10 protein-coding genes and 1 riboswitch are annotated in these 13,417 nt (G+C 52.3%); of the genes, 4 read left to right on the top strand and 6 right to left on the bottom strand.

The annotated features are described in order from the left end of the window. Positions 1–2,584: autotransporter outer membrane beta-barrel domain-containing protein (locus tag NTH01S_RS10600; RefSeq protein ID WP_157070956.1), on the top strand; the 2,584-nt coding region annotated here is incomplete at its 5' end. 101 nt (positions 2,585–2,685) lie between these two features. Here the strand turns inward: NTH01S_RS10600 and NTH01S_RS10595 are convergent. From NTH01S_RS10595 to NTH01S_RS10585, 3 genes are read right to left on the bottom strand one after another with little or no spacing between them, the layout of a single operon-like run. Next, positions 2,686–3,699: a hypothetical protein gene (locus tag NTH01S_RS10595; RefSeq protein WP_068173527.1), complete on the bottom strand. Its 1,014-nt coding sequence runs from the start codon at positions 3,697–3,699 to the stop codon at positions 2,686–2,688. Next, positions 3,696–4,622, bottom strand: a complete 927-nt coding sequence (locus NTH01S_RS10590; protein ID WP_245642372.1) for an ABC transporter ATP-binding protein — start codon at positions 4,620–4,622, stop codon at positions 3,696–3,698. Before NTH01S_RS10590 ends, NTH01S_RS10595 begins: the two co-directional genes overlap by 4 nt. Then, positions 4,619–4,981: a GntR family transcriptional regulator gene (locus NTH01S_RS10585; RefSeq protein WP_068173526.1), complete on the bottom strand. Its 363-nt coding sequence runs from the start codon at positions 4,979–4,981 to the stop codon at positions 4,619–4,621. Before NTH01S_RS10585 ends, NTH01S_RS10590 begins: the two co-directional genes overlap by 4 nt. 409 nt (positions 4,982–5,390) lie before the next feature. Here NTH01S_RS10585 and NTH01S_RS11810 point away from each other — a divergent pair, with 409 nt between their 5' ends. Continuing rightward, a complete protein-coding gene (locus NTH01S_RS11810) occupies positions 5,391–5,657 on the top strand; it encodes a hypothetical protein (protein ID WP_157070955.1) in 267 nt (88 codons plus the stop codon). Between the two features lie 74 nt (positions 5,658–5,731). Beyond that, on the top strand, positions 5,732–7,039 hold the full coding sequence (locus NTH01S_RS10580) for a Hint domain-containing protein (protein ID WP_169802073.1): 1,308 nt from the start codon (positions 5,732–5,734) through the stop codon (positions 7,037–7,039). Positions 7,040–7,802: 763 nt separating this feature from the next. Here the strand turns inward: NTH01S_RS10580 and gcvP are convergent. The 3 genes from gcvP to gcvT all read right to left on the bottom strand — a co-directional run bounded on the left by gcvP (position 7,803) and on the right by gcvT (position 12,493). Then, the gene (gene gcvP, locus NTH01S_RS10575; protein ID WP_084367318.1) at positions 7,803–10,634 is read right to left on the bottom strand and encodes an aminomethyl-transferring glycine dehydrogenase; all 2,832 of its coding nucleotides are present in this window, start codon (positions 10,632–10,634) and stop codon (positions 7,803–7,805) included. 325 nt (positions 10,635–10,959) lie between these two features. Continuing rightward, the gene (gene gcvH / locus NTH01S_RS10570; RefSeq protein ID WP_068173520.1) at positions 10,960–11,319 is read right to left on the bottom strand and encodes a glycine cleavage system protein GcvH; all 360 of its coding nucleotides are present in this window, start codon (positions 11,317–11,319) and stop codon (positions 10,960–10,962) included. Positions 11,320–11,359: 40 nt separating this feature from the next. Further along, a complete protein-coding gene (gcvT, locus tag NTH01S_RS10565) occupies positions 11,360–12,493 on the bottom strand; it encodes a glycine cleavage system aminomethyltransferase GcvT (RefSeq protein WP_068173519.1) in 1,134 nt (377 codons plus the stop codon). Between the two features lie 134 nt (positions 12,494–12,627). Then, positions 12,628–12,716, bottom strand: a riboswitch (glycine riboswitch). A 90-nt stretch (positions 12,717–12,806) separates the two neighbouring features. On the opposite strand from gcvT, the gene NTH01S_RS10560 reads away from it, so the two are divergent. Then, positions 12,807–13,109: a putative quinol monooxygenase gene (locus NTH01S_RS10560; protein WP_068173515.1), complete on the top strand. Its 303-nt coding sequence runs from the start codon at positions 12,807–12,809 to the stop codon at positions 13,107–13,109. Positions 13,110–13,417: the final 308 nt, after the last annotated feature.

Below are 13,417 nucleotides of genomic sequence, written 5' to 3'. Positions count from 1 at the left end.
CTCTAACGGCCAAAGCTCTAGTACAACACTCATCACCCTACTGGACTCAGGCACTCCAAGCATTGTTTTAACGGATTCCGGATTGTATCAGGGAGCTGTTAATAACGGCATGGTTGACCCTAACGCAGACACCAACACCAACCCCAATGCCGTATCAAATGGCAATGTACGCCCCGGCGTTACGCTAACGGTAACAGGTTCAGGAAATAATAATCAATCTGGAATACTATATTCTGGTGATGACTATATTGGAGATGAAAGTAATACCATTACTCTTTCTCCATCTGATGATCAATATAACCCTCCCTCCGCCATTAATGGAATCTCGTTCTATTTTCATAATGCTGTCATGTATGACCTACAAAATGCAGCCACAGGCTATACGCCTTTTTACGTAACGGCTGACGCTTTCAATCATGGCCTTGATGTCACACATGCGATGGGTCCCCTTGGTGTTGCGGGCATTATCTCCGGGAGTTCTCCCGTCACCATCGAACAAAATGCCACCGCCTATTTCACAGGCACCAACACATATACCGGCGCCACAACCATCGCGGCGAAAGGCTGGCTGGGGATTGGTGGCCCCGGCAGCATCGCGTCTTCTTCCGTCGTCAAAAATAACGGTACTCTTGACCTGATCAACGCATGGCAAGGCCAGCCTATCCAGTCACTTTCTGGATCTGGTACGGTGCTCCTCGGTAAAAATACCATGGTCTTAACCAATGCGAATGATACCTTCTCAGGTGCTATTCAGAATTTTTATACACCCGGCAGCATCACGCAAAGCGAACCCTACCCCGTTACATACGCACTCTCCTCCGGCGCTAAGTTTGGCGGTCTTATCCTTGCCAATGGCCAAGAAACACTTTCAGGCCAAAACACCTACACCGGCGACACGGGCATTGGTGCAAATGGTCGTTTGATCCTCAATGGTTCACTCGGGCAAACAACCGTTCAAAATGCTGGTGTCTTTATCAATAATGGCCAAACGAATGGTCTGGTTCTCTCCACGGGTCTTGTCGGCGGTACGGGATCATTCCGTGGTGGTTTAAATGTTGCCTCAGGTATTGTCTCTCCCGGCACCCCGACGGCAAGCCCCTCACCGGCTACGTTCAATGTCGGTTTTGGCAACCTCACCCTCGGGCAAAGCACGACCTATCTTGTGCAAACACAAGGCACCACTAGCAGCCGCATCACGGTCAACGGCCAAGCGGCCATCAATGGCGCAACAGTCTCAGCCCCCGTTTCCGACGGAACTCAGGCACCTGCTCTGGGGCAAAGCTACACAATCCTGACCGCGATGAACGGTGTCTATGGCCGATTTGGCCAGCTTTCCAGCAACTTGACCGGACCGTCAGGTTATCTGCCCTTCTTAACCCCTTCTCTCAGCTACACGGCCAATAGCGTCTCGTTAAACATCAGCCGCAGTAACGTTCTCTTCTCTTCAGCAGCAACCACCCGCAACGAATACTCCGCCGGTACGGCGCTGGATGCACTCCCCGCTACGCTGGCACTCACCACCCCACTGACACAGCTCAACATACCAGAAGCACGCCAAGCACTGCGCGCCATGGCTGGTGAACTGCATGCCTCCGCCCGGACGGCGCTCATCCAAGATGCGTCTGACATCCGCGACACGGCTGTTGACCGTTTGCGCACCATCGAATGCGCCCCCGGTGCTGGCTTGTCGTCTCAGCAAAGCGCCTCTTACGCGCATGGTGTCCGTGTAGCGGATGACGGTCAGTGCCATACAGACCGTCAAGGTCTATGGATGCAAAGCTATGGTGAATGGAGCCATAACAGCCAAACGGCGAATGCCGCAGGGCTGCACAATCAAACTGGTGGTTTCATTTTGGGTGCTGATACGACGGCTTTCCAACAATGGCATATTGGCGCTCTCTTCGCTTATGGGCATTCGGGCTTCTCGGCTGATAGTGGCCCGTCAGCCAACGGGCAGAGCAACAATTTCAGCCTTGGTGCGTATGGTGGGCGGCGCTGGAAAAAACTGGGCCTAAATGTCGGGGCAACCTACACGTTCAACGCTATGAGCATGAATCGTAACGTCGATTATCTTGGTGTTTCGGACCACAATAGCAGCCATTATAGCGGTGGCACGGCACAAGCCTTTGCAGATCTTGGTTACCGTCTCACGTTCCGCCGTGTGAATGTTGAGCCTTTCGCAAATGCCGCATATGTCAACCAGAACACCAACCCATTTACGGAACAAGGCGGGGCGACGGCTCTTTCCGGTGCGAACTCCAACACGGGCGTTGCCTTCACCACATTCGGCTCACGCTTCGCGACGGACCTGCAATTCCACAAACTGCATGTGCAACCGCAATTCTCGGCTGGGTATCGCCATGCCTTTGGCAATATCACACCAACGGTGCATCAGTCTTTCTGGAACGGAAGCTCAAGCTTTGAGGCGGCAGGCATTCCACTGGCGCAAGATGCGGCCGTTGTTTCTGCCGGTGCGCAGGCTAAGCTTGCAAACCGGCTGGACGTGAACGTTCTATATTCGGGGCAGTATGGAAATCGTTACACACAAAGCGGTGTTCATGCTTCTCTGAATTACCGTTTTTAATTAAGTCGATGTAGATACTGAGGGTGCTGATATTATTGGCCTCCTCAGTATTTTAAAGTTACGCATGTATTTTTAACATCATTATCAATACATGCGGCCTCTCAGAGCGGACCGGCACGACGCCGGAGATAACCCGCTGCCACAAGAGCCAAAGCCCCAATTGCAAACCCGGCAAGCATTTCGCCCGAATGTGCCTGCACCGCACTCCAGAACGAAATATCTACTTTCATCTGCGTTGGTAATTTTTCCTTCTGCATCGCAACCAGCGGAACATGGCTCATACCGTTCCCAATCTTGGCGAAGACAAAATCACTAATCCATTCACCCTTCAAATGCTGCCAGACCGCCGTAATCCCCCGCGATGTGCCTTTTGCAATACCCTCAACCGCTGCAAAAAGCCCCAGTGCCACGACAGCCCAGAGAAGCGGGTAGGAACGCATAATCCCTGACCACAGCAGCAAAAGCGCCCAGACCGGAAACCACCACATAGCTATGAGAAGACCGGCTAACGGCAACACTTCAAACCAAGACCACAGAAACGAAAAGAGATTGCCCCATGAAATAAACAGTTCTCCTGCCATACTGTTCTGCAGAGAAAAAACGCCCATAATCATTACGCTCGAAAACGCAACAAGCGCTGCTTGAACACAAAATACAGCAAACGGAATACCCACACAGCAAAACAAAATTCGAGCCAGAACGACAGCACTTTCAGGCACTGGGAGTGACTTCCAAAATAAGATCGTCTGGTCTCGTCTATCGCGCAAAAATGCTGATGATGCGTATAGTCCTGTCACGATGACCCCAACAACAGGCGCAATCCCCGTTGCAAACAATCCAATCACCGAGGCAGTCGTAACTTTCGCTTCAATGCTGTTATCTGTGTTCGATCTAAAATATGCCTCATGCGCATTAAGGTGGAAGTCCGTCGCGTGCACGGTGATCGGATGCCCAGCAGCCAGCGACCAGAATGTATGAAAAATCGCCATAATAACCGCGATTGCAACCGGTGCGAGAGCCAGCACCACTGGCATCATCCATAGACCGCGATATTGCTGAAACTCTTTGCGTAACTCGCACAAAACCTGCCGCGACAATAATCCAATCCCGCTCATTGTCCGTTCCCTTTCCCGGAATGACCCCATTCGCCTGCGCCGACCATTTCCGGCCGTGCAGCCTCCATCAGACGAACCAGTACATCTGCCAGTCTTGGCACCCGCACCTCACCCAAAATCCGGATCATATCCGCCGTAACACCGGGCGACTTCGTAAGATCGAACAGAAACTGCGTCTGCCCAAGCGAGCGCCATTCGGCAACTGGGCCAAGCCTGCGGGCTTCTTGCTCCCGCTCTGGCATGGCTCTCAGTTCGAAAAACCGTGTTTCAAGCGCATCCATTGCCTCCTGAAACACGATTTTCCCTTCAGACAACACCACCACATCTGTCAGAATATGCTCAATTTCTTCAACTTGATGCGTACTGACGAGGATGGTCCGGTCTTCAGAGGCGAACTCCTCAAGAAGGGTCCGGTAAAACGCCGTGCGGAACACAAGATCCAGCCCAAGCGTCGGCTCATCAAGAACGAGCAGACGCGCATCAATGGCCAGAACAACTGCCAGATGAAGCTGCACAACCATGCCTTTCGACATCTGCTTAACCTTCATCTTCCGCCCGACCGTTGTGCGTGCGAGAAAACGCTCCGCCTTTTCCCGGTCAAAACGTGGATGAACGCCCTCAACATAATCGAGAACCTGCGTTGCGGTCATCCAGCGCGGTAGAATGGCCGTGTCTGCAATGAAGGTTACATCCTCCATCATCGCCCCGCGCTGAACCCACGGATCAAGCCCGTTGACGCGCAATTCACCTTCCGCCCCGGTCAGCCCGATAATAGCGCGCAGCAGCGTCGTTTTGCCTGAGCCATTCGCTCCAACCAGCCCGACAATACGCCCTGCTGGTATGGCGAGATCGATCCCTTTAATTCCGCGCCCGCCTTGGTAACGCCGTGTGACGCCCTTTGCGTCAATGCACAATCCCGTCACGATGTTGTCCTTTCCATAGCCAGCAGTTCCCCGAGATCCAGCCCAAGCCTGCGAATTGTCTCCAGCGTCTCGGGCCATTGCGTTGCCAGGAAATGCTCTCGCTCCCGCGTCACCAGCCGCGCGCGCGCGCCCTCAAGCACGAACATGCCCAGCCCTCGTCGCTTCTCCACGAGCCCGTCATCGAGCAAAGCATGGAGTGCTTTCATCGCGGTCATTGGGTTAACCTGACAATCGGCAGCAATCTGCCGCACGGAAGGGAGTGCCTCCCCTTCCTTAATCGCGCCTTCAAGCATCGCGCGCATAATTCTGTCGCGGATCTGGACATAAATCGGCACCGATTCATCCCATACCTCATTCATCTCGATCCCCTTAAAAACCCAGCCCTCCGGGTGTATGGTGTTCTATATGTGTATTACACTATATCTGTAAAGCACGACTCGCCCCCCGAAATGACGTGAGCCACCCAAAACATGGGGTTGCCACGGCTTTGCTGTGGGCCTTTAAGACCCGACATAATCAAGAAGAAGGATAAGCTAATCTATTGATATAGATACATAAAAACAGACACAGATATATGCTTGTGCCTGTCGGGAAACCGTCAATGCTCCAATCATACAAGACCACGCTCCGTGTTACTCATTATTATTGAGCATGGCACTCTGGATATATTGTTGAATGTAATTTTTTTTATATTTAAATGTTCAATTTAATGATATTACTAGATCTACAAAAAGCAATGTTTCTTTAAAACAAACACGGAAATTGGAAATGACTACTGTCAATGATAAAACATATGGAAATTCAGATAATCCTGTAGTTGTTAGCGGCGATACTTACAACAATATAACACTAAATACAAATCATGGAAAAGACTATTCAGGGTCTCCAAAATTCACCGTTAGAGGCGGAACTGTAAATGGACTCACCGTAAATAATGGTTCTTATGTTAATATATATGGTGGATCTGTATCAAGTGTTTCTATAAATAACGGCGGATTTTTCAGGATTTTAGCGGCACCTCGGTTAGCGATGTAACAGTTTCAAAAGGTGGCGAATTATCACTTCAGCAACAAAGTAGTGCGCAAAACATTACTATTTCGGCTGGAGGCTTGCTAACACTTCATTCGGGAATCTCTATAACTGGATTAAATATAAATAACGACTCTTTAATTACTTTTGCAGAACTAACACAAACCATTAAAGTTACTGTTGGCAAAAACGGATTTTTGTCTATTGCCGATAGTAACGGAAACATCATTTCAGGATACAGCATTCAACTTTCTTCTGCGTCACAAAAGCAGTTCATCGAAGGAACAGTTTTTAGTATTCAGCAATCATCAAACCAATATGATAATAATAGGGATCAGGTTATTGTTTGCTTTCTTGCCGATTCTTTAATAAAAACTCCTAATGGCAATAAATCAGTTGAGAAAATTATTCTTGGAGATAAGGTTATTACCTATGCGGATGGCGTTGAAGTAACCCGTCCCATCACTTGGGTTGGTAAATCCACATGTCATGTTCGCCCACACCTTCCAGAGGATGAAGCAGGTTACCCGGTTCGGATTCTCAAAGGGGCCATCGCGGAAAATGTTCCCTTCAAAGACCTGCTAATTACAGCAGAACATTGCTTATTTTTTGAAGGGAAATTTGTTCCAGCTCGTCTGCTCGTGAACGGGCGCTCTATTTTCTATGATCATTCTTTCACGTCCTATGATTATTATCACATCGAAACAGAAGAGCATTCGGTTGTTATGGCCGATGGCATGCTGACCGAAAGTTATCTTGATACAGGCAATCGCCGCTCTTTCCGCCAGCAAGGTGACGTAGTCTCTATTGGTCATAGCCGCCAAATGACTTGGAATAAGGATTCTGCCGCCCCTCTGGAAGTCTCGCGGACGTTTGTTGAGCCCCTCTTTCGAGTACTTGAAAAACGTGCAAACAAAGTTGGTTATGACATTCAGTCTGAACCACGCCCCTTAACATACGAAAGTGACCTTCACCTCGTGACGGGGAGTGGGACCGTTATACGTTCAACACGTCGTCAGAATGGATGGGTCGTGTTCATGATCCCAGAGAGGATTGAAACTATCTATCTTGTCTCTAATGCCAGCCGCCCTTGCGATGTCATTGGACCATTCGTAGATGACCGCCGTTATTTCGGCGTGGCTGTGGGTGACATCACGCTCTTCACAGCCGAACGGGCCTTCGCCATCGACACACATCTCACCGATGCAGATCTGGACGGGTGGAACAGCCTCGAAAATGATAGCACTCGCTGGACAACAGGTAATGCTCGCCTGCCGATCAGCCATAGCGCACATAGTGGCCCAGCCCTCCTCTCCATCCGGATCACGCAGGAAGGCCCTTACATCACGACAGAAATAAGCCCCGAAAATCACGCTCTCAAGGCCTAATTCAATACCCCTCGGCGTTTTGTGTGGCTCTGTACGTCGGGGGGGAATAAAAGAGCCTAGATAAACCCTAAAAGTTCAAAGGCCTCTCTCGTTGCTTTTAGGGTATTTCTACACTCCCGTCTCAATGCTGAGAGCAGGTCTGTGCTCGCCGTAAGATCGGTCATACGGCCTGTCGGTTCTGGGTGTATATTGGAAACGGTTCTCTGTACCGAATCTAAATCTCTCCGACGGAGAGATTCGGAAAGCGCCTGAGGAAAGCAATGTTTCTTGGACATGTGGAAGAGCCCCCCGCCTCTGTAAGAGGCGGCTCTTTCGAAACTCGCTAATAGCAGAGCGTGGCAGACCCTGACGCAAGCAGCGTCAGATTTCCAATACCGTCAAACATGTGTTGCAAGCCTTGATGTTTTACAGTGCTCATCGCAGCCTTTTCCCATCGCATGAGAGCATCGCTGCTCGTGCCGGATGCTGTACCAAAATGGGTAGGGCCGCACTCAAGGAAAAAGCGATCCGGCTAGCGCTAAGCCCTGAATTGTCACGCATTCATCTTACACATGATATGGGGATCAATGCATCGACGATGTCATCACATCCGCAGAGCACCGTTTCATGGTGACCCTGCTGACCCGATAGCCATCCCCCCAAAATATGTCTAGAAAACATTTTTCAGGCTGGTAACCTTATTTTTCAATCGCGCCTTTACCTGTCATCTCCATGACAGCCCCACTCTGATCCATAAAAAACGGGGCCGAAGCCCCGTTTTTCTTTAAGCGTATTCGGACATATCCGGGCAGGAACAGATCAAGTTCCGATCCCCCCACGCGTTGTCGAGGCGACCGACGGGAGACCAGTATTTGCTGGTGTCCACACCATTCGGGAAGCAGCCTTCCTCACGTGTGTAAGAACGCTCCCAAGGACCGGCTAAATCGGCCACCGTATGCGGAGCGTGACGCAGCGCGCTATCTGCAATGGCAACCGCTCCACTTTCAATAACTGCGATTTCCTTACGGATCGCAATCATCGCGTCACAGAAACGGTCCAGTTCGGCTTTATTTTCAGATTCTGTCGGCTCAATCATGAACGTCCCCGCAACTGGGAAGCTCACGGTCGGCGCATGGAAGCCATGGTCGATCAAACGCTTAGCAATATCATCGACCGTTACACCACACGCATCCTTCAACGGACGCAGATCAATGATGCATTCATGGGCCGTGAAGCCATTTTTACCACGGTACAGAACCGGATAATGATCAGCCAAACGCGCGGTAATGTAGTTTGCATTCAGAATAGCAATTTCCGTTGCATGGCGCAGACCAGCATCGCCCATCATCATGATATAGGCCGTGGAAATGGGCAGAATGGACGCTGAACCATAAGGCGCAGCCGATACCGCTACATCACATACACCCGGCAGATACGGTGCCAAATGCGCGCCAACGCCGATTGGCCCCATACCCGGACCACCGCCGCCATGCGGGATGCAGAATGTTTTATGCAGGTTAAAGTGTGAGACATCTGCTCCGTACTTACCCGGACGCGCCAGCCCAACTTGTGCATTCAGGTTTGCACCGTCCAGATAGACCTGCCCGCCGGCGTCATGCACCAGCGCACAAATCTCAACAACGCGCTCTTCAAACACGCCATGGGTGGACGGGTATGTGATCATGATCGCGGCAACACGGCCATCATGCTGTGCGAGCTTCACCTTAAGGTCATCAACATCGACGTTGCCATCGGTATCACACGCCACAACAACCACGCGCATACCCACCATCTGCGCGGATGCTGGGTTCGTGCCGTGCGCGGATGCTGGGATCAAGCACACATCACGCGCGTCATCACCACGTGCACGGTGATAACCACGGATTGCCAGAAGGCCCGCATACTCACCCTGTGCGCCGGAATTCGGCTGCAAAGACACCGCGTCATAGCCCGAAATTTTGCACAGAGCATCTTCCAGATATGCGAACAGCTCCGCATAGCCTTCACGCTGATCTGCGGGGGCAAAGGGGTGAATACGTGCGAATTCAGGCCAGGTGATGGGGATCATCTCGCTAGTCGCGTTCAGCTTCATCGTGCAGGAGCCGAGCGGGATCATCGTCCGGTCCAGCGCGAGGTCCTTATCGGACAATGCGCGCATATAACGCAGCAAATCTGTCTCAGAACGATGTGCGTGGAACACCGGATGCGTCAGCAACGCCGCGCTGCGCTGCAAGGATGCCGGCAGAACCTCCGTTAACGACAGACCTGTTTCCAAAGCGGCCAAACGCGCTTCATCTGGGCAGAAGCAGCGCCACAATGCACGGATGCTGTCCGCTTCTGTGGTCTCATCACAGGAAATGCCCAAACGGCCATTGCCTGCATCACGCAGGTTAATGCCAGCAGCACGTGCACGCTCCAGCACCAACGCAGCCGATGCACCGGCATCGACCGTAATCGTATCAAAGAAGACGTCCGTCTCAACCTTAACGGCCAGCGCCTTCAGGCCCGCAGCAAGGATGGACGCCATACGGTGTGTGCGCTGTGCAATGGCGCGCAAACCTTCTGGCCCATGATAGACCGCATACATGGAAGCAATAACGGCCAACAGAACCTGCGCTGTGCAGATATTGGACGTCGCTTTTTCACGGCGGATATGCTGCTCACGCGTTTGCAGCGCCAAACGATAGGCTGGGTTACCCGCGCTATCCTTGGACACACCAACCAAACGCCCCGGCAAATGGCGCTTATACGCATCACGCGTGGCCATAAAGCCAGCATGTGGGCCACCCGCGCCCATTGGCACGCCAAAGCGCTGCATGGAGCCAACCGCAATATCAGCACCCAATGCGCCCGGGCTTTCCAGCATTACCAGTGCTAGCGGGTCACTCGTAACCGCCGCAATCGCGCCCTTCGCGTGCAGTGCATCAATCAGCGCGCGCGGGTCACGCACTGCACCGGACGATGCCGGGTAAGAGAACAGCGCACCGAACACATCTTGGCCTTCAAGATCCGTCCATGGGTTACCAACGACAATTTCCCAGCCCAAAGGCTCAGCGCGCGTTTGTAGAACAGCCAGCGTTTGCGGGTGCGTGTCTGCGTCCACAAAGAACCGGTCGGACTTCGCCTTACACACACGGCGCGCCAGTGCCATGGCTTCCGCACAGGCGGTCGCTTCATCCAGCAAGGATGCATTGGCAATATCTAGGCCGCTCAAATCCGCAACCAGCGTTTGGAAGTTCAAAAGCGCTTCCAAACGGCCTTGGCTGATTTCTGGCTGATACGGCGTATAGGCCGTGTACCATGCTGGGTTTTCTAGAATGTTGCGCTGAATGACAGCGGGCAGCACCGTATCATAATAGCCTTGCCCGATCATGGATGTCAGAACCTGATTACGCTCTGCCATACCACGCAGACGTGCCAACGCTTGGCCTTCCGTCAGCGCCGCACCCACCCCGTGATCTCCACGATCAAGGATAGCTTCCGGCACAGTGCGATCAATCAGGTTATCAAGGCTGCTCGCCCCAACCACCTGCAACATCGCATCAATTTCAGAGGAGCGCGGGCCAATATGGCGGGCACTGAAGGATTCCGTCGGCTGAGGCCAAAGCGTTGTCACGATGGGGATACTCTTTGCATCATCACAGGGCAGCCCGAGTGAGGGCTACGATAGGTCAATCATTATCGTTCGACGGTGCTGCGAGTGTTTTTCTGTGGTGTTTCCCCTGAAAAAGAGGGGACTGTTTTGGAGGTAGGACGTTCTTTTTTGCAAAAAAGAACCAAAAAACTCTTGTTAATTAAGTGGTCTAGCCTTGCTGCGAAGACCATACCTTCACTTTCAAAAGTCTTTTTGCTTCTTTTTCTTCCAGAAAAAGACGAATCCCACCCCATAAAACGACACAGAAAAATCTCTAAAACCCGTCGATCATCACATCACGCGAGGATTACAGCGCGTCGTACTGCTCACGCGTCAGAAGGCTCGTGACCTCTTCTGGGTTTGATACCGTCATACGGAAAATCCAACCCTCACCTTCTGGCTCGGAACCAACCAGCGTCGGCTCGTCAGACAAACGATCATTGAAACCAGACACTGTACCCGCAACAGGTGCATAAATGTCAGACGCTGCCTTTACAGATTCCACAACCGCTGCTGCGTCACCCGCTGCAACTTCTGTGCCTTCATCCTTCGCTTCAACAAAGACCAGCTCACCCAGCTCTTCAGAAGCATGTGCGGTAATACCGACGGTTGCTTCTGTGCCTTCAAGGCGGATCCACTCATGCGATTTCGTGTAGTAAGTCGTCATAACCGCTTTCCTCTCCCAAAACTCTCTTGGAGATCAAAGATCAACGCTTGAAACCAGGCGCCACAAACGGCGTCGCCCGGACATGAACGGGAACAAATTTCCCGCGCAATTCTGCAAAAAGGGCCGTATCCACAGCAGCATAAGCTGTTTCAACATAACCCATAGCCACCGGGGCCTGCACCGTAGGGCCGAAGGCACCAGACGTCACCACACCCACGTGCTTCGTGCCTTGCGCATCCGCAAACAGCTTCGCCCCGCCGCGTACTGGCGCACGACCTTCGGCCATTAAGCCAACACGCTGACGGGACACACCTTCACGCGCTTGGCGCAGCACATGCTCCGCACCCGGATACCCACCTTCGCGCTCACCGCCTTCACGGCGGGTTTTCTGAATCGCCCAACCAAGGGAGGCTTCAATTGGCGTTGTGGTGGTATCAATATCGTTGCCGTAGAGGCATAGGCCAGCTTCGAGGCGCAGGGAATCACGTGCACCCAGACCAATCGGCATCACATCGGGCTGTGCTAGGAGCAGGCGCGCCAAGCGCTCACCATCTTCTGCGGCACAACCAATTTCATAACCATCTTCACCCGTGTACCCAGAGCGGGACAGAGTAACCGGAATGCCGTCAATCTGCGTTTCGATCATGTCCATAAAGCGCATCGATGCAGCAGCCGGGCAAAGTGGTGCCAATGCAGCTTCAGCCGCCGGGCCCTGCAGCGCAACTAACGCACGATCAAACTGGCGCGTCACAACGCAACGATCGGACAATGCAGCCTCAATCCGGTCAGCATCTGCCTCTTTGCATGATGCATTCACGACGACCAGCAGTTCATGGCCCAAATTGGCCACCATCAGATCGTCAAGGATGCCGCCTTCATCATTGGTCAACAGACCATAACGCTGGCGGTTCGCACCCAAACCTGCGTAATTGGCCGGGACCAAACTTTCCAAAGCCAATGCCGCGTCACGAACGTCACCAGACTTCGCAGCAATACGGATCTGCCCCATATGGGACACATCAAACAGGCCGGCCTTTGTGCGCGTGTGCAGATGCTCGGCCATCAAACCCGCAGGGTACTGAAGCGGCATGGCATAACCAGCAAACGGCACCATACGGGCACCTAATTCACCATGAAGCGCAAAAAGAGGAGTCTGCTGAAGAGTGTCGCTCATAGGTCGATCCGGCTCACTTAGACAAATAGCGCAGACACGTCTCCACACACGGAAAAGTGCCGCCCCTTCTGTCCTTTGGCCTGAGATCGCTATCCCGTCGGCGGGCGCAAGATACGCCACTCTCCAGAAAAATGATGATCAACCGGTCCTTTGGCCTGAGAGTTTCCGGGGCGGTTGCTCCTTCGGCGCCAGCCTTGCGGCCAGTCTCTCCCGTGCTGATCTCCCCCTCTTTGCCAGAGACAGACCTGCCATGCAATCGTCACAAAGCAGCTACGCGCACTCTGTCCTATCTTGTTACGAAAGGAGCACACTCATGACCTCAAAACTCACTATTATTGCCGAGTTTCATGTCCCCGGCATTCATTTAGAAGCGTTTCTTGCGGTTTGTGCGGAGGATAGCCGCCAATCTGTTGCTCTCGAATCCGGCTGTCATGGTTTCGAGGTTCTCTCTTCTCCGGAAGATCCAAATCTCGTAGTATTAGTCGAAACCTATACAGACCGCGCAGCCTTCGAGGCTCATCTCAAAACGCCACATTTTGCAGTCTTTGCTCAAGCCGTGAAAGACTATGGCGTAAAAGAAAATACTGTACGGTTTTTTAATCGTACCACACCTTAAAGCAGTGCAGGCGGCTAGAATGCCTGCACCTCCCCACCCTTTTTAACACTGATAGGCTAATCTTACGCAATACGGTCACATTATAACCTATTTCGATCTTAAAGATCCGAAATAAGACCGTGATACGTCCACCACGGGGCGATCTGCAGCTTGATTGATCGTGTCATTCTCACATGGGATGCGGCTAGGCGCGCATGGCATTGAGCTTGAGGGCGAAGCTGGTGGCGTTATTGCACGCAGCACAAACCCAAAAATCCGCATGTGATCCCAAGGATTGTGCGGTTAATGTCAGAGAAAGTTTGATAAAG

This window comes from Neokomagataea thailandica NBRC 106555 (assembly GCF_001598495.1).
GTDB classification, from domain to species: domain Bacteria; phylum Pseudomonadota; class Alphaproteobacteria; order Acetobacterales; family Acetobacteraceae; genus Gluconobacter; species Gluconobacter thailandicus_A.
Note: the sequence above shows the minus strand (reverse complement) of the source record. Positions and strands in the feature narration are given on the sequence as shown.

What these genes read in the sequence shown, in the direction of transcription:
- NTH01S_RS10595 (WP_068173527.1), bottom strand. Translation starts at nt 3,699, where the DNA reads ATGAGCGGGATTGGATTATTGTCGCGGCAGGTTTTGTGCGAGTTACGC.
- NTH01S_RS10585 (WP_068173526.1), bottom strand. Translation starts at nt 4,981, where the DNA reads ATGAATGAGGTATGGGATGAATCGGTGCCGATTTATGTCCAGATCCGC.
- NTH01S_RS11810 (WP_157070955.1), top strand. Translation starts at nt 5,391, where the DNA reads ATGACTACTGTCAATGATAAAACATATGGAAATTCAGATAATCCTGTA.
- gcvH (WP_068173520.1), bottom strand. Translation starts at nt 11,319, where the DNA reads ATGACGACTTACTACACGAAATCGCATGAGTGGATCCGCCTTGAAGGC.
- gcvT (WP_068173519.1), bottom strand. Translation starts at nt 12,493, where the DNA reads ATGAGCGACACTCTTCAGCAGACTCCTCTTTTTGCGCTTCATGGTGAA.
- NTH01S_RS10560 (WP_068173515.1), top strand. Translation starts at nt 12,807, where the DNA reads ATGACCTCAAAACTCACTATTATTGCCGAGTTTCATGTCCCCGGCATT.